At 56.2% G+C, this 17,611-nt stretch carries 13 protein-coding genes; 7 read left to right on the top strand and 6 right to left on the bottom strand.

The window, feature by feature from the left end; translation table 11 throughout:
• Positions 1–37: 37 nt before the first annotated feature.
• From folK to thpR, 6 genes are all read right to left on the bottom strand, one after another.
• Positions 38–517 carry a 2-amino-4-hydroxy-6-hydroxymethyldihydropteridine diphosphokinase gene (folK, locus tag D5067_RS18835; protein WP_119935485.1) on the bottom strand — a complete coding sequence of 160 codons (480 nt, stop codon included), beginning with the start codon at positions 515–517 and terminating at the stop codon, positions 38–40.
• Positions 514–1,911 carry a polynucleotide adenylyltransferase PcnB gene (gene pcnB / locus D5067_RS18830; RefSeq protein WP_210433791.1) on the bottom strand — a complete coding sequence of 466 codons (1,398 nt, stop codon included), beginning with the start codon at positions 1,909–1,911 and terminating at the stop codon, positions 514–516. Before pcnB ends, folK begins: the two co-directional genes overlap by 4 nt.
• A 43-nt stretch (positions 1,912–1,954) precedes the next feature.
• Positions 1,955–2,845, bottom strand: a complete 891-nt coding sequence (gene gluQRS, locus D5067_RS18825) for a tRNA glutamyl-Q(34) synthetase GluQRS (RefSeq protein WP_119935483.1) — start codon at positions 2,843–2,845, stop codon at positions 1,955–1,957.
• Between the two features lie 58 nt (positions 2,846–2,903).
• Positions 2,904–3,359 (bottom strand): RNA polymerase-binding protein DksA, encoded by a 456-nt coding sequence (gene dksA / locus D5067_RS18820; protein WP_003829221.1) that lies wholly within the window; start codon positions 3,357–3,359, stop codon positions 2,904–2,906.
• 176 nt (positions 3,360–3,535) lie between these two features.
• Positions 3,536–4,240 carry a DNA/RNA nuclease SfsA gene (gene sfsA / locus D5067_RS18815; RefSeq protein WP_119935482.1) on the bottom strand — a complete coding sequence of 235 codons (705 nt, stop codon included), beginning with the start codon at positions 4,238–4,240 and terminating at the stop codon, positions 3,536–3,538.
• Positions 4,230–4,784 (bottom strand): RNA 2',3'-cyclic phosphodiesterase, encoded by a 555-nt coding sequence (thpR, locus tag D5067_RS18810; protein ID WP_119935481.1) that lies wholly within the window; start codon positions 4,782–4,784, stop codon positions 4,230–4,232. Before thpR ends, sfsA begins: the two co-directional genes overlap by 11 nt.
• Positions 4,785–4,857: 73 nt before the next feature.
• Here thpR and hrpB point away from each other — a divergent pair, with 73 nt between their 5' ends.
• From hrpB to fhuA, 7 genes are all read left to right on the top strand, one after another.
• Positions 4,858–7,287: an ATP-dependent helicase HrpB gene (gene hrpB / locus D5067_RS18805; protein ID WP_119935480.1), complete on the top strand. Its 2,430-nt coding sequence runs from the start codon at positions 4,858–4,860 to the stop codon at positions 7,285–7,287.
• 183 nt (positions 7,288–7,470) lie between these two features.
• Complete coding sequence (gene mrcB, locus D5067_RS18800) at positions 7,471–9,996, top strand: bifunctional glycosyl transferase/transpeptidase (protein WP_119935479.1); 2,526 nt, start codon at positions 7,471–7,473, stop codon at positions 9,994–9,996.
• A 307-nt stretch (positions 9,997–10,303) separates the two neighbouring features.
• Positions 10,304–10,876 (top strand): fimbrial protein, encoded by a 573-nt coding sequence (locus tag D5067_RS18795; protein ID WP_210433816.1) that lies wholly within the window; start codon positions 10,304–10,306, stop codon positions 10,874–10,876.
• A 44-nt stretch (positions 10,877–10,920) separates the two neighbouring features.
• Positions 10,921–11,634, top strand: a complete 714-nt coding sequence (locus D5067_RS18790; protein ID WP_119938416.1) for a fimbrial biogenesis chaperone — start codon at positions 10,921–10,923, stop codon at positions 11,632–11,634.
• Between the two features lie 20 nt (positions 11,635–11,654).
• Complete coding sequence (locus D5067_RS18785) at positions 11,655–14,132, top strand: fimbria/pilus outer membrane usher protein (protein ID WP_119938418.1); 2,478 nt, start codon at positions 11,655–11,657, stop codon at positions 14,130–14,132.
• Positions 14,133–14,176: 44 nt separating this feature from the next.
• Positions 14,177–15,124, top strand: a complete 948-nt coding sequence (locus D5067_RS18780; RefSeq protein WP_235843336.1) for a fimbrial protein — start codon at positions 14,177–14,179, stop codon at positions 15,122–15,124.
• Positions 15,125–15,328: 204 nt separating this feature from the next.
• The gene (gene fhuA / locus D5067_RS18775; protein WP_119938419.1) at positions 15,329–17,584 is read left to right on the top strand and encodes a ferrichrome porin FhuA; all 2,256 of its coding nucleotides are present in this window, start codon (positions 15,329–15,331) and stop codon (positions 17,582–17,584) included.
• Positions 17,585–17,611: the final 27 nt, after the last annotated feature.

Raw genomic sequence — 17,611 nt, 5'->3', positions numbered from 1 at the left:
CACAAATATTGAGCGGTTAAACGAGAAAGAAAGGAGGCTACCAGCGGGCCGGTTTTTCCGCACCAAGGCCGTCAAGAATAGACTTAAGCGAGTTACCGTCAGGGAAGATAAGATCGGGGGCGACTTCAAACAGCGGCCAAAGCATAAACCCGCGGTTTTTCATGTCGTAATGGGGAACGGTAAGGCGCTCGGTGTGAATGACCTCGTGGCCAAACAGCATAATGTCGAGGTCGAGCGTGCGCGGCCCCCAGCGTTCGGCCTTACGCACGCGGCCCTGCTGCAGTTCGATACGCTGGGTATTATCCAGCAGCGTTTCGGCATCCAGCGCGGTGTTCAGCACCACGGCGGCATTGAGGTAGTCAGGCTGATCCTGAGGCCCCAGCGGAGGCGTACGGTAAAATGAGGAGACCGCCTCAATACGGCTGTGCGGTATCTCCCCCAGCGCCTGAACGGCAGCGTTGACCTGCTCCAGCGGAGAGGCCAGATTGCTGCCGAGGGCGATATACGCGAGGGTCATGCAGAGCCTTCACGACGCGGCGCGCGTTTGCGCGGGCGGCGATGACGACGACGCGGTTCCGGCTCGTCATCCAGGTTAGTCAGCATCCCTTTTTGCTCAGGCGGTGCAGAGACCTGGAATTCACCCCACCACTGCGCCAGACGCTGCAGTTCCTGATTCTTTTCAATCTCGGCGCGCAGCGCCAGCAGATCGAACGCGGCGCGGAACTTAGGATGCTCCATCAGCTTCCAGGCACGTTTACCCTGACGACGCGACATGCGCAGCTGAAGCTGCCAGATGTCACGCACCAGCGTGGTAATACGCTTCGGGATAGCCAGCGTGCGGCATCCTTCATCCAGCACGTCATTTGCCGCCAGGGCAAACGCATCGTAATAGGCGAGGCCGCTTTCCTGCGTGATCCGCTGCGCCGTTTCCAGCAAGGGATACCAGAACATGGCCGCAAACAGAAACGCCGGATTGACGCGCATATCGTTGTGGATACGGTTGTCGGTATTCTTCAGCACCTGCGCAATCATGCGCTCCATTGGGCTATCGCCGTTTTCGGTGAAGTAGCGGGTAATGGTCGGGAACAGGGGCTGGAACAGATTGTATTCGCGCAGCAGCGTATAGGTTTCAAACCCGTAGCCGGCCTGCAGCAGCTTCAGCGCCTCTTCAAACAGGCGGGCAGGCGGCACGTCGTTGATAAGCGTTGCCAGGCGAGGGATTGGCTCTGCCGTCTCCGGGCTGATGCGCATGCTCAGCTTGGCGGCGAAACGCACGGCGCGCAGCATGCGTACCGGATCTTCGCGGTAGCGCGTTTCCGGCGTGCCTATCAGGCGAATCACGCCATCTTTCAGGTCCTGCATGCCGCCGACGTAATCACGCACGGTGAAATCTGCCACGCTGTAGTACAGGCTGTTGATGGTGAAATCGCGACGCTGGGCATCTTCTTCGATAGAACCGAAGATGTTGTCACGCAGCAGCATGCCGTTCTGGCCCTGCTGTGAGGTTGCGCGATCGGATACGCCCGCTTCGTGGTGGCCGCGGAACGTCGCCACTTCAATAATTTCTGGCCCAAACATGACGTGAGCAAGACGGAAGCGGCGGCCAACAAGACGGCAGTTGCGGAATAATTTACGCACCTGATCGGGCGTGGCGCTGGTCGTCACGTCGAAATCTTTTGGTTTTTTGCCCAGCAGTAAATCACGCACTCCACCGCCAACGAGGTAGGCCTCGTAGCCTGCTTTATTCAGACGATAGAGCACCTTGAGGGCATTTTCACTGATATCTTTGCGTGAAATATTGTGCTGCTCACGCGGAATAACCGACATGCGATTTTGCGCAATAGCCTCGTTCGCCATGCTCTCTTCGCGGCTTAGCACTTTACGGCAAAAATTAGCGACTCGGGTAAAAATGGTACACCTCGTAGTGTGTTTTGTTATGAAAAAAAGCGGCTAATCATAGCTCAGCGCAGCGCATTTGAGAATGCTGGATTTTAGGCACGGCACTGAGCGACCAGTTTGCTATCGCTATTCTAAGCAATTCATCGATACTCAGATCCTGCCATTCACCGGTTACAGTCTGGTTGAGAAATCGCAGCGCGTCGATCAAAACAGGGCGCGGATCGCCGTCCGGCAAGGCGGGAGCATGATTCTGTTTGGACAGTTTATTGCCTTGTTCATTGACCGCGAGCGGCAGATGAATGTAATCAGGCGCTGCCCAGCCAAACTGATGATATAGCGAGATTTGCCGCACCGTCGGTTCTACCAGGTCCGCTCCACGCACAATTTCCGTCACGCCCTGGAAATGATCGTCCACGACCACCGCCAGGTTATAGGCAAACAGGCCGTCGCGGCGATGGATGATGAAATCCTCGCGCGCCAGCCGTTCGTCGGCCTGAATCTCACCCGACAGCAGATCGTTAAAACGGGTGACGGGCGCGCGCTGCAGCATACGCACGGCGGCATTATCCGGGCCGTTATGGCGCGTGCGGCAGTGGCCGTCATAAACGCCGCCGAGGCTCTGTATGCGTGCACGCGAGCAGGTGCAGTAGTAGGAAAGCCCCCGATCGTAGAGCCAGGCCAGGCGTTCCCGGTAGGCGTCATGGCGCTGTGACTGCCAGAGTACCTCATCGTCCCAGTGAAGACCGTAATGTTCCAGCTGACGCAGAATGGTCTCTGCTGCACCGGGAACTTCACGCGGGGGATCGATATCTTCAATACGAACGAGCCATTTTCCCTGACGGGCGCGTGCCTGCAGGTAGCTGCCGAGGGCGGCAATTAATGAGCCGAAGTGGAGTTCACCGGAAGGAGATGGCGCAAAGCGCCCAATATAGTGTGATTCAGACATAGTCACTGTAACAAGGCGGGAGAGTCTCCCGCCTTTAACGTGTGTAGACAGAGCGGTATTAACCGGCCATCTGTTTTTCGCGGATTTCAGCCAGCGTTTTACAGTCGATACAGAGATCGGCGGTTGGACGCGCTTCCAGACGACGAATACCGATTTCAACACCGCAGGATTCGCAGTAGCCAAAATCTTCGTCCTCGACCTTTTTCAGCGTTTTCTCGATCTTTTTAATCAGCTTGCGCTCGCGGTCACGGTTACGCAGTTCGAGGCTGAACTCTTCTTCCTGAGCGGCACGGTCTACCGGGTCCGGGAAGTTTGCAGCTTCATCCTGCATATGTGTAACGGTGCGATCGACTTCATCCCTAAGTTGATTACGCCATGCTTCAAGAATACGCCTGAAGTGCGACAGCTGGGCTTCGTTCATATACTCTTCGCCCGGCTTCTCTTGATACGGCTCCACCCCAGCGATGGCGAGAATACTCAGGGACGATGTTTTACGGTTTTGCCCTTCTTGCATGTTGCTTCTCCTTAACACGCACTATCGATCCCCGTGTTGGGGGAAAAATCAGGTCGCTATAAATAGCAGATGCTTTTCCTTAAGGCAATTAGCTAAACGTAACACTTGACAAGCCTGTGAGGAAAAGCGTATTTGCGCACGCGGCCAGAACACTTTATCGTCAATCGTCTAATCCCTTATAAGACAATGGGAAGAGAGGATCTCAGAGTCATATTATCGGCAGAAAGTTCCGCTTTATAAGCGAAAACCTCTACCCCATGCTTTTGTGCCTCATTCAACAATTGCGCGTATTTAGGATCGATATGGCGGGCGGGAGAAAATCGCTCTATAGCTGAGTGCAAAACGGCAAACAGCAATACGGCGCGTTTGCCCGCCGCCGCAACACTCATCAGCTCCCGCAGATGCTTCTGCCCACGTAGCGTTACCGCATCCGGAAAGAAGCCGTTTTCCTGTTCCGCTAACGTCACTGATTTTACTTCAATATAGCACTCAGGCCGGTCTTCCGCCTGTAGCATAAAGTCAATTCTGCTGCCTTCATCGCCATATTTCACTTCGCATTTATGCGTACCGTAACCTACCAGTTCGGGTATTGAGCCGTTGGTCAGAGCTTCCTTAACCAGCTGATTTGCGCGCAGGGTATTCACACAAATAAATGCTCCGTTTTGCGTCTCGGTCATTTCCCAGGTGTGGGGGTATTTGCGTTTAGTATTTTCTGATGTTGAATACCAGACCCTGTCACCCGGCGTGGCACAGCCGGTCATGGCACCGGTGTTGGGGCAGTGCAGCGTGAGCTGTTCGCCCTCGGGCGTGATCACGTCGGCAAGGAAGCGTTTGTAGCGTTGGACCAGCGTGGCGTGCTGCAGGGCAGGACTAAACTTCATCGGAATTCCTTATAGCGTCGCCCAGCGACCAGCGCTGTAGCGGCGTGTATCGGGTGCGTCCTTTCGCAAAGACAGATTCATAAAGCGCGAACTCTTTCACCGAAAAGGACCAGTGAAACCCGGGGGGCGGAATGGCAACCGCCTGGCCCGCATCGCGCAACAGGGTGATATGAGGATGAAACGGCTGCGGGCTCTGGTAGCAGCCGCTGCGTGCCGCCTGAGCGCGGAGCATGTTGGCAAGCTGCAGCACGCCGCGCGGCGGCTGTCGCGTCCCTAGCCAGACTACGCGAGAGCGCAGCCACTGTCCGGCGTCGTCAAGGTTGAGCGTAAACCCCGGCTGGGAAATGCGTCCGGCCATTGACGCCAGGGCGCGCTGTTTTTCAGCGCTGACGTCGCCCAAAAAGGCCAGCGTCAGATGCATATTCGCTGCGGCAACAGGGCGGCCCGCTTCCGACGGAAAATGTTCCGCGCGCCAGCGGACAATTTTCCGCTGAAGGGGGGCGGGCAGTTCTATGGCAAAAAATAGCCGTTTCGACTCAGACATACGGGGGACTCGGTAATGATATGCGCCGATGCTACAATGTACGCCGACTAATGTTAACCCTCTGGAGCTGTTAGTGTCCTCATTGCCGGTCGCCGTCGTCCTTCCTGAACTTCTCGCAGCCTTACACAATGCCCCGCAGGTTTTGCTGAATGCCCCTACGGGAGCCGGTAAATCCACCTGGCTACCGCTGCAGATCCTGAAAGACGGCAATATCAACGGGAAAATCATCCTGCTCGAGCCGCGCAGGCTGGCGGCGCGTAACGTGGCGCAGCGCCTGGCGGAGCTGCTGAATGAAAAGCCCGGCGAGACGGTGGGCTACCGGATGCGGGCGGAAACCTGCGTCGGCCCGGCAACGCGCCTTGAAGTAGTGACCGAGGGCATTCTCACCCGGATGCTGCAAAACGACCCGGAGCTGACGGGCGTCGGGCTGGTGATTCTGGATGAATTTCACGAGCGCAGCCTGCAGGCGGATCTGGCGCTGGCGCTGCTGCTGGACGTTCAGCAGGGCCTGCGAGACGACCTCCGGCTGCTGATCATGTCGGCGACACTCGATAACGAGCGCCTGCAGCAGGCTTTACCTGATGCCCCGGTTATCTCCTCAGAAGGACGGGCGTTCCCGGTCGAACGTCGCTACCAGACGCTTTCATCCCATCAGCGTTTTGACGAAGCCGTCGCCATTGCGACAGCCGAGCTGCTGCGTCAGGAGCCCGGCTCGCTGCTGCTGTTTTTGCCCGGCGTGGGTGAGATTCAGCGCGTGCAGGAGCAGCTTGCTGCCCGCGTCGGCAGCGACGTGGTGCTTTGCCCCCTCTACGGCGCGCTGTCGCTGGGTGACCAGCGTAAAGCCATTCTTCCCGCGCCAGAAGGGCAGCGTAAGGTGGTACTGGCGACCAATATTGCAGAAACCAGCTTGACCATCGAAGGCATTCGCCTGGTGGTTGACAGCGCGCAGGAGAGGGTGGCCAGCTTTGACCCGCGCACCGGGCTGACCAGGCTGATTACGCAGCGTATCAGCCAGGCGTCAATGGTGCAGCGTGCAGGCCGCGCGGGGCGTCTTGAGCCCGGTATCTGCCTGCACTTAACCAGCGCGGAGCAGGCGGAACGCGCAGCGCAGCAGAGTACCCCTGAGATTTTACAAAGCGACCTGTCCGGCCTGATGATGGACCTTTTGCAGTGGGGCTGCCCTGATCCGGCTCAGCTGACCTGGCTTACCCCACCGCCCGCCGTCAACCTCGCTGCGGCGCGTACGCTGCTCGGCCTGCTTGGTGCGTTAGACGGTGAAAGGCTGTCATCGCGCGGGCAGAAAATGGCCGCGCTGGGCAATGACCCCCGCCTTGCGGCGATGCTGCTGTCGGCAAAGGGCGAAGACGAAATTGCCACGGCGGCAAAACTGGCGGCTATCCTTGAGGAGCCCCCGCGCGGTGGAAGCAGCGATCTGGCGCAGGCATTCTCTCGCAGCCAGAGCAACTGGCAGCAGCGGGCGCAACAGCTTAGCAGACGGCTTAACAGCCGTGGCGGCTCCCCTGACAGCGACAAGATTGCCGCCCTGCTGGCCGGGGCGTTTCCGGACAGGATCGCGCGTCGGCGCGGCGTAGACGGCCGTTATCAGCTGGCAAACGGTATGGGCGCGATGCTGGACAGTGACGACGCGCTGACGCGGCACGAGTGGCTGATCGCGCCGCTTTTGCTGCAGGGCAGCCATGCCCCGGACGCGCGTATCCTGCAGGCGATCGCCGTGGATATTGATGCCCTGACGCGCGCCTGCCCGCAGCTGATTCAGCAGTCCGACATCGTGGAATGGGACGATGCTCAGGGAACGCTGAAAGCGTTTCGCCGCCGCCAGATTGGCAAACTGACCCTGTTGACGAAGCCGCTGGCGAAGCCGTCGGAAGAAGAGTTACACCAGGCGATGCTGAACGGCATCCGGGAAAAAGGGCTAAGCGTCCTGAACTGGACGCCGGAGGCCGAGCAGTACCGCATTCGTCTGCACTGCGCCGCTAAGTGGCTGCCGGAATATGCCTGGCCAGCGGTGGATGATGAGACGCTGCTTGCAACGCTTGAGCAGTGGCTGCTGCCGCAAATGAGCGGCGTACACTCGCTGAGGGCGCTGAAAGCGCTTGATGTTAAGGTTGCGTTACAGAATTTACTGGACTGGTCATTACGTCAACGTCTGGATAGTGAACTGCCAGGGCATTACACTGTGCCGACCGGAAGCCGGATTGCCGTTCGTTATCACGAGGATAACCCTCCGGCGCTGGCGGTAAGAATGCAGGAGATGTTTGGTGAGGCAACCACGCCTTCCATTGCGGAAGGGCGCGTGCCGCTGGTACTGGAGCTGTTGTCTCCCGCCCATCGGCCGCTGCAAATTACCCGCGATCTGGGGGCGTTCTGGGCCGGAAGCTACCGGGACGTGCAAAAAGAGATGAAAGGGCGGTATCCCAAACACGTTTGGCCGGACGACCCGGCGAACACGGCGCCAACGCGGCGGACGAAGAAGTATTCGTAAGTTAGGTGAAAGAGGGGAGTGCGGCCTGGACTGTACGGCCTAGGCTGTGCGGCCTGATGCCCTCACCCCGGCCCTCTCCCACGGGGAGAGGGAGAAAACCAATTTTGAGAGATTTCTTCTTTCACTGTCCTGTGAAAGATAAGAAAATCTGGCCTTTGCGCCTGAATGTTGCGGAGAAAAAGCATGGCGGGGAATGACCGCGAGCCAATAGGACGTAAGGGAAAACCAACGCGTCCGGCAAAAGAAAAGGTGAGCCGTCGTCGACTCAGAGATGAGGACTATGACGATGACTACGAAGACGATGATGAGGATGAAGAACCGATGCCGCGGAAAGGGAAAGGCAAAGGGCGCAAGCCTCGTGGGAAGCGCGGCTGGTTCTGGCTGCTGCTGAAGCTGTTTATTATTTTTGTCGTGCTGATCGCCATTTACGGCGTCTATCTGGATCAGAAGATCCGCAGCCGTATTGACGGAAAAGTCTGGCAGCTACCTGCGGCGGTTTATGGCCGTATGGTGAACCTTGAGCCAGAGATGTCCATCAGCAAGAACGAGATGGTGAAACTGCTGCAGGCCACGCAGTATCGTCAGGTCACGAAGATGACGCGTCCTGGCGAATTTACCGTGCAGGCAAAAAGCATTGAGATGATCCGCCGTCCGTTCGATTTCCCGGACAGCAAAGAGGGGCAGGTGCGCGCGCGTCTGACCTTCGATGGCGATCGTCTGGATACTATCGAGAACATGGATAATAACCGCCAGTTCGGTTTCTTCCGTCTCGATCCGCGGCTGATCACCATGCTGTCGTCGGCTAACGGCGAGCAGCGCCTGTTCGTGGCGCGTAACGGCTTCCCGGACCTGCTGGTCGATACCCTGCTGGCAACCGAAGACCGTCACTTCTACGAGCACGACGGCATCAGCCTTTACTCTATTGGCCGTGCGGTGCTGGCGAACCTGACGGCGGGGCGCACGGTGCAGGGGGCAAGTACGCTGACCCAGCAGCTGGTGAAGAACCTGTTCCTCTCCAGCGAGCGCTCCTACTGGCGTAAAGCCAACGAAGCGTACATGGCCGTACTGATGGATGCCCGTTACAGCAAGGATCGTATTCTTGAGCTGTACATGAACGAGGTGTACCTCGGTCAGAGCGGGGATAATGAAATCCGCGGCTTCCCGCTGGCGAGCCTGTACTACTTTGGCCGTCCGGTGGAAGAGCTGAGCCTCGACCAGCAGGCGCTGCTGGTGGGCATGGTGAAAGGGGCGTCGATCTACAACCCGTGGCGTAACCCGAAGCTGGCGCTGGAGCGTCGTAACCTCGTCCTGCGTCTGCTGCAACAGCAGCAGGTGATTGACCAGGAGCTGTACGACATGCTGAGCGCGCGTCCGCTGGGCGTTCAGCCGCGCGGCGGCGTGATCTCTCCGCAGCCTGCGTTTATGCAGATGGTTCGCCAGGAGCTGCAGTCTAAGCTCGGTGACAAGGTGAAAGACCTCTCCGGCGTGAAGATCTTCACCACCTTTGACTCCGTGGCGCAGGACGCCGCAGAAAAAGCCGCGGTGGAAGGCATTCCGGTTCTTAAAAAACAGCGCAAGCTGAGCGACCTGGAAACCGCGATGGTGGTGGTTGACCGTAACACCGGCGAAGTCCGCGCCATGGTTGGCGGCGCAGAGCCACAGTTTGCGGGCTACAACCGCGCTATGCAGGCGCGTCGTTCGATTGGTTCCCTGGCAAAACCGGCGACCTATCTGACCGCGCTGAGCCAGCCAAACCAGTATCGTCTCAATACCTGGATTGCCGATGCACCGATCTCCCTGCGTCAGCCTAACGGCCAGGTATGGTCTCCGCAGAACGATGATAAACAGTTCAGCGGTCAGGTAATGCTGGTGGATGCGTTAACCCGCTCCATGAACGTGCCAACGGTTAACCTGGGAATGGCGCTGGGCCTGCCGGCCATCACCGATACCTGGCAGAAGCTGGGCGTACCGAAAGATCAGCTGCATCCGGTGCCGGCGATGATCCTGGGCGCGCTGAACCTGACGCCAATCGAAGTGGCGCAGGCGTTCCAGACTATTGCCAGCGGCGGTAACCGTGCGCAGCTCTCTGCACTGCGGTCGGTGATTGCGGAAGATGGCTCCGTGCTCTACCAGAGCTTCCCGCAGGCGGAACGCGCTGTACCAGCACAGGCAGCCTACATGACGCTGTGGACCATGCAGCAGGTTGTGCAGCGTGGTACGGGCCGTCAGCTTGGGGCGAAGTATCCTGGCCTGCATCTGGCGGGTAAAACCGGGACCACCAACAACAACGTCGATACCTGGTTCGCCGGGATTGATGGCCGCGAAGTGGTGATTACCTGGGTGGGCCGCGACAATAACCAGCCAACCAAACTGTACGGTGCGAGCGGGGCGATGTCGATTTACCAGCGCTATCTGGCGAATCAGTCTCCGGTGCCGCTGAACCTTGTCGCGCCAGAAGATATCGTTGATATGGGCGTGGATGGTTCCGGTAACTTCATCTGCGGCGGCGGTATGCGCACCCTGCCTGTCTGGACAACGAATCCAGACTCGCTGTGCCAGCAGAGTCAGCCTGAACAGCCGACGGGCAACCCGTTTGACCAGTCGTCTCAGCCGCAGCAGCCGCAGCAGCAGCCGGCCCAGCAGCAGAATGAGAAGAAAGACAGCGACGGTGTCGCTGGCTGGATCAAGGACATGTTTGGCGGGAACTAATTAGTACCCTGAATAAAAGGCCGCTTAAGGATTAAGCGGCCTTTTTTATATTTACATTCGTTAATATTTTAAAAATTTTAAATTTAAAATGTAGAATTATTAAGTTTTGGACTTTTTATCTAAAACAAGATGTTGTACTTGAGACTGCGGCTATTGTCTTTTTGTGATGTAGACTTGGCGAAGAATAATCTGATTAAATCCCTTCCAGACATTCACTGGCCTCTCAGGATATTCCTAAAGGGGTATCCCTACATTTTTGTATATATCAAGAGTGAATATTTTCATCATCACATATAAGGATATTGTTATGAGTAAATATGTTGTTTCAACGGTGCTGGGCGGCGCGCTTATGGCTGCGCTTTCTCTACCGGTATTTGCAGCGAATGATTCCGGCACGGTAAATTTTGCCGGTAAAATTGTGGCAAATACCTGTGAAATTGATGTTGATGGTGCAGGTTCTAATATGTCGACGGTCACATTCGACGATACTTATCCTGCCGACTATAACGGTGATGGATCTGTGGGCACTTCCAAAGCGTTCAGGATTGAAGTGAAAAAATGCGACCCGCTGGTTGCCAAACTGAACCTTAAGTTCAGTGGCACCACCTCGGACGCCGCCTATAAACGCCTCCAGAACGATCTCTCTGGCGCGGGCAACGCAACCAACGTTGGCATCACCGTCAGCAATGATAATGGCACCAAAGGCGATGTGCTCTTCAACGGCTCTACCCCTGAAGCCGGTACGGATGTCGCGAACGATGCTACTGGCGAAACTGCATCGGTCTTTAACTACACCGCGAAGGTTATTCAGGTTGGTGATACCAAACCCACAGCAGGCCACTATTCTTCCTCCGCGACGTTCGAGGTTGTATATCGTTAAATTATTTTCTGGCAGCCTGAAAAGGCTGCCTTCTGGAACGTGGTATGAATTATTTATTGAAATTATTATGCGGTGCCTTAATTGCTGCGTGCTGTTCGGTACAGGCAAGCGTGGTTCTTGGTGGAACGCGAATTATTTATCCCTCGAACAAAACTGAGGTGCAAATTGCGCTGAAAAATAAAGAATCCCATGCTCGTTATCTGGTGCAAAGCTGGGTGAGTTATCCCAATGATGCAAAAGCGCCTTTCATCATTACGCCTCCGGTTTACAAATTACAGGAAAATCGCCAGACGCTTTTACACATTATTTTTACTGGCGATAAAAAAAATCTGCCGGCAGACCGGGAGTCGCTGTTTCTGGCCAATGTGAAATCAGTCGCCGCGCTATCACCCGATTTTAAGGACAAGAATACGCTGCAATTCGCGATGAAGACGCGCCTGAAGCTTTTCTGGCGTCCATCAGATTTGAAAGAAGCGGATGCCCTGCTGGCCTATGAAAAAATCACGTTCCGCCGTCAGGGCAGCGCGCTTATTGCGAAAAACCCAACGCCTTTTTACGTCTCTTTTGGCGAGCTGGCCGTAGGCGGCAAAAGTGTTCCGGTGGTTGAGACAAAAAACCTGCCGGGTGCGCTTTCAATGATGGTTGCGCCCTTCAGCGAGCAGGCTTTCTCCGTGCCTCAGTCTGCAAGCGGGCCCGTGACCTGGACGGCTATCAACGATTTCGGCGCGCAAACCTCTGAGCGCAGGCAGGCTCTCTAAACACGCGATGCGGGTATCCTATGTCGTCATTTCCGCTCTACAAACAGGCTCTGTATGGCATCGCGCTGGCGCTGCTGGCATTGATCCTGCCTGCCCGTGCAGATGACGAATTCAACCTGCGGATCCTGGAGATGGACACCCCGCTGGAAAATACCGCCACGCTAAAAAAATTCATTAATGATAATGGGCTACTGCCCGGACGCTTTCTGACGACCATTATGTGGGATCGGGAGGTTGTGGATAAACGCCCGGTGAGCTGGATCTTGTCTGACGATAAGCAGCGCCTGTTACCGGAGCTAACCAAAGCGGATCTGCGTGCTTTAGGGGTAAAAGTCGACACGATCCCCGACATGAAAGACCTGGACGAGGCGGCGAATATCGATGACATCTCGCATTTCATTGATAATGCTCGCTACGATTACGACCAGGATAATCAGACGCTCAAGCTGGTGATCCCGCAAAAATACCGCGACCAGGCTGCGGCTGGCGCTATCAACCCGAAATTCTGGGATGACGGCGCGCCCGCCGCCTGGACAAGCTACCAGTTCAGCGGCTCTCAGCAGCACTACAGCTCGGGTAAAACGTCATCTGCATGGCTTGGCCTGGACTCGGGGATCAACCTGGGCGCGTGGCGACTGCGTAATAACAGCACCTGGAGTGACGGCGCCGGTTGGGATGCAATCGCCAGCACGCTGCAGCGTGATATCAAAACCCTGCAAAGCCAGCTTGAAATAGGCCAGACGTACACGAGCGGCGAGCTTTTCGACAGCGTGCAAATGGCCGGCGTGAAGCTGGAAACGGATACTTCCATGCTGCCTACCAGCCAGCAGGGGTTTGCTCCCGTGGTGCGTGGTATCGCAAATAGCGATGCAAAGGTCACCATCAGGCAAAACGGTTACACCCTATATCAAAGCAGCGTCTCTCCGGGACCCTTTGAGATCCGCGATTTAAGCCAGGTCACATCCGGTGCGGATCTGGAGGTGACGGTGGAAGAAGCCGACGGCAGCGAACACAGCTTCATCCAGGCCAGCGCATCGGTGCCGGTGCTACAGCGGGAAGGAGCATTCAAATATTCGCTGGCGGCAGGGCGCTATCGCGGTAGTGAAGGTGAGGATGAGCCCCCTTTTATGCAGGGGACGGCTATCTACGGCCTGCCTTATGGCGTAACGGCTTACGCCGGCGCGCTCGGCGCATCGCTGTATCACGCTTTGCTGGCGGGGTTCGGCGCCGATCTTGGCCGTTTTGGATCGGCATCCGTGGATGTCACCGCCGCCCGTACGGCTTTTGATGATGGACGAGATGATGCCCGCGGGATGTCATGGCGCGCTCAGTATTCAAAGGATATTCCGGATACCGACACCAGGGTGACGCTTGCCAGCTACCGCTATTCCACCTCAGGGTTCTATACCTTTCAGGAAGCGATCGACCAGCGTGACGGCGAGATCGACGACGGCATTTACACCTATCGGCGAACAAATAATCGGCGCAGCCGCATGCAGGTGAATCTGTCCCAACGCGTTTCCGACTGGGGCTCGGCCTACCTTAATGCTTATCAGCAGGATTACTGGAACATGCCCGGATACGAGCGCAGCGTCAGCGCGGGGCTGAGCTCCGGTTGGCGAGGTATAACCTGGTCGGTAAACTACAGCCTGACCCGCACGCCGGACGCCGATACCGATCGGCAAATGGCGTTGATGGTCAACGTTCCCCTCTCTCGCTGGCTACCGAACGCCTGGTCTACCTACAGCGCTAACACTGCCCGCGGTGGATTCGTTTCGCATCAGGCAGGGATCGGCGGCACGGCTCTTGAGAATAACAACCTCAGCTATAACCTGCAGCAGACCTATGCCAATCACGGTACCGGCTACGGCGGCAGCGTATCCGGGCGTTACCGCGGATCTGCCGGTGACGTCGGGTTGGGGTATAGCTACGGAGGGGATAACCGACAGTGGAACTACAGCGCGCAGGGTTCCATCGTGGCGCATGAGTATGGAGTCACGCTGGGACAATCCGTGCGCGACGCCTTTGCCATTGTGCATATCAAAGACGGGGTTAACGTCAACGTTCAGAACGGGCGAGGGATCTACACCGATCGCTTTGGAAACGCGATTGTCCCTTCCCTGACGGCGTACAGGAAAAACGGTATTACGGTCAACACCCAGGATCGTGAAGATATTGAAATTGCCGCCGCTACCCAGGATGTTGTCCCAACAAAAGGTGCAGCCGTCTCGGCGAATTTTGATGCGCGAGTGGGGAAGCGTGCGCTTATCACGCTGCTTTTCCACGGCAGTCCGGTGCCGTTCGGCGCCATTGTCACGCAGGAAAGCGCAACGGCTCTCGTCGGTGATGAGGGAGAAGTCTGGCTCACCGGTCTGCATGAAGCGGTTTCCCTGAATGTGCAGTGGGGTGACGGGCGCGATCAACGGTGTGCGTGGGCAGGGGATATCCCTCCCGGGCGCTCAGCAACTCTTTTGAAAATGACGGTAAATTGCCAATGAGGCGTAGCAGAGAACTTTTCATCAGCGCAATGGCTGGCCTAATCATGCTGTTTTCAGTTCCGGCCTTCGCCATTTGTACATTCACGGGAGGCGGGAGTAGCGGCGGAATTGTTACCTTCAACCTACCCGCTGTCATCCAGCTTGAGCCAGACGTTCAGGTCGGTACCATTATTTACGACGCAAGCGTTGAATCAGGTGATATTGCGCAACACTGTGATGGCGATTCCGTTCGGGTACGTAGAGGCTACCTCTCATTGAGCGACGCTGATGCGCGTGAAGATGTTTTGCCCGGGGTTTATAAAACCAACGTGGCCGGGATCGGCGTTCGCGTTGCCGCGTCTTCAACCCAGTTTCCCGGCTATAACGAGGATGACATTATCAGGCCAGAAACTTACCTGGGCATGATCAGAAGCTTTTCAACGAATTACAATTATCGGGCTACCGCTCAGCTGATCGTTATCGGCGAGGTCGAGGAGGGCGATCTTAATACGTCCCTGTTAACCTCTCATGAAACTTACGATAACGACGTGATAGGGGAAATCCGCTTTTCACCAACGAGTGTTCACATCACGACAAACACCTGTAACCTGGTGGATAAAAACATCTACGTACCGCTGGAAACGGTCAATGCGCACGATTTTAATGGTCAGTATTCCGACATCCTGACTGACGGTCGTTTCAGGATTGACATCACCGACTGCGCCGCCGGGACAAAAATTGATTATCAGTTCACCCGTGCGGGGTCGACTGGCGTAACTGATGGCAATATCCTCAACATCGCTACCGGAGACAACGCTGCAAGCGGTGTCGGTATTCAAATCCTCGACAAGAACGATACGGTGCTGCAGTTCGACCAGCACTACGCGGCAATAGCCCGCACCCAGGAGAACGTTCCGGTAGAGATCCCACTCAAAGCCCGGTACATCAAAACGGGGGAAGTTAAAGCCGGGAAAGTCGACGCCGTCGCGACCTTCGAACTTTTCTACCGTTAAGTCCTCAGGCCCGTTTCGACGGGCTTTGGCGAACATTTCTCTAACTTTATTAACCCTCTATTTTCATCTGGTTAATTCTTAAACCCTTAAATCTTGTAGGGGCGCTTACTGCTTGCTATGCAGCCAGGCTTTCGCATATTATTCTGCGGTCATAATAATAATTCTCGTTTACGTTATCATTCACTCTTTCATCAGAGAACCATCATGGCGCTTTCCAATACTGCTCAGCCAAATAACACGTCGCTGCGTAAAATCGCGGTCGTCGTCGCCACAGCGGTTGCCGGCATGTCTGCTTATGCCCAGGCTGCCGAAACCACGAAAAAAGAAGAAACTATCACCGTAACTGCCGCACCGGCTGCACAGGAAAGTGCCTGGGGGCCTGCTGCGACCATCGCCGCGAGACAATCCGCGACCGGGACCAAAACGGACACCCCAATTCAAAAAGTGCCTCAGTCTATTTCTGTGGTAACGGCCGAAGAGATGGCGCTGCATCAGCCACGCTCGGTTAAAGAAGCCCTGAGCTATACTCCGGGCGTAGCGGTGGGTACTCGTGGTGCGTCAAATACCTATGACTATCTGGTGATCCGCGGCTTCGCGGCCGACAACCAGAGTCAGAACAACTACCTCGACGGCTTGAAGATGCAGGGCAACTTCTATAACGACGCGGTGATTGACCCTTATATGCTGGAGCGCGCGGAAATCCTGCGCGGTCCGGTTTCCGTTCTGTACGGAAAAAGCAGCCCTGGCGGCTTGCTGAACATGGTGAGTAAGCGCCCAACAACCGAGCCGCTGAAAGAGATCCAGTTCAAAGTCGGAACAGACAGCCTGTTCCAGACCGGCTTTGACTTCAGCGATGCAATCGACGATGACGGCGTTTACTCTTACCGCTTAACGGGCGTTGCGCGTTCCAACAATTCGCAGCAGGAAAATAAAGGCGAGCAGCGTTATGCCATCGCGCCAGCTTTCTCCTGGCGTCCGGATGACAAAACCACCTTCACGTTCCTCTCTTATTTCCAGAACGAGCCTGAAACGGGCTACTACGGCTGGTTGCCTAAAGAGGGGACGGTTGATCCGCTGCCGAACGGCGATCGTCTGCCGACAAACTTCAACGAAGGCGCGAAGAACAATACCTATTCCCGCAACCAGAAAATGGTGGGATATAGCTTCGACCACGAATTCAACGACACCTTTACCGTGCGTCAGAACCTGCGCTATGCGCAGAATAAAACCTCGCAAAATAGCGTCTACGGCTATGGCATGTGTTCCGATCCGCTCTATTCGAGTAATCCGGCCTCAAGCCCTTGCGCGAGCGTTCCTCAGTCGCAGTGGGGGCACACGCTGACTCGTCAGTATGTTATCGATAACGAGAAGCTGGAAAACTTCACTGTTGATACGCAGCTGCAGAGCAAGTTCGCGACGGGTTCTCTCGATCATACTCTGCTGACTGGCGTTGATTTCATGCGTATGCGTAATGACATCGACTCCTGGTTCGGCTATGCCGGATCCGTTGCACCATCCGATATTTATAACCTCGATCGTGGCGACTTTGATTTCGGTTCACACCCTGGGCCGTCAGGCGCTTACCAGGTGCTGAACAAGCAGAAGCAGACCGGCGTTTACGCTCAGGATCAGATTGAGTGGGATAAAGTGCTGGTCACGCTGGGCGGTCGTTACGACTGGGCCAAACAGGATTCTCTGAATCGGGTTGCAGGCACTACCGACTCTCGCGACGATAAAGAGTTCACCTGGCGTGGTGGCGTTAACTACCTGTTTGATAATGGTGTAACGCCGTATTTCAGCTACAGCGAATCTTTCGAACCTGCATCAACGGTAGGCGAAGGCGGTAAGACATTTGCACCGTCTAAAGGTAAACAGTACGAAGCGGGCGTGAAATATGTGCCGAGCGATCGTCCGATCGTGCTCACCGGTGCGGTATATCAGCTGACCAAATCCAACAACCTGATGGCAGATCCTGCGGGCTCATTCTGGTCGGTTGAAGGCGGTGAGATCCGTGCCCGTGGCGTAGAGCTGGAAGCGAAAGCGGCCCTCTCTGCGAGCGTTAACGTAGTGGGTTCTTACACCTACACCGATGCTGAATACACCACCGACACCAAGTACAAAGGCAACACGCCAGCGCAGGTGCCAAAACACATGGCATCCGTGTGGGGTGATTACACCATGTTTGATGGTCCGCTGTCTGGCCTGACGCTGGGTACCGGCGTTCGTTATACCGGCTCCAGCAAAGGCGATCCGGCGAATACCTTCACCGTGGGCAGCTATACCCTGGTTGATGCGCTGGTTAGATACGATCTTGCGCGCGTAGGCATGGCCGGTTCCAACGTCGCGCTTCACGTGAACAACCTGTTCGATCGTGAGTACGTAGCCAGCTGCTTCAACACCTACGGTTGCTTCTGGGGTGCTGAACGTCAGGTTGTTGCCACCGCGACCTTCCGCTTCTAATCTCTCTTTGGGCACGGTTCGCCGTGC

Origin of the sequence: Enterobacter huaxiensis, assembly GCF_003594935.2 — a bacterium.
Classification (GTDB): Bacteria; Pseudomonadota; Gammaproteobacteria; order Enterobacterales; family Enterobacteriaceae; genus Enterobacter; species Enterobacter huaxiensis.
This window is presented reverse-complemented; position numbering and strand designations above follow the sequence as displayed.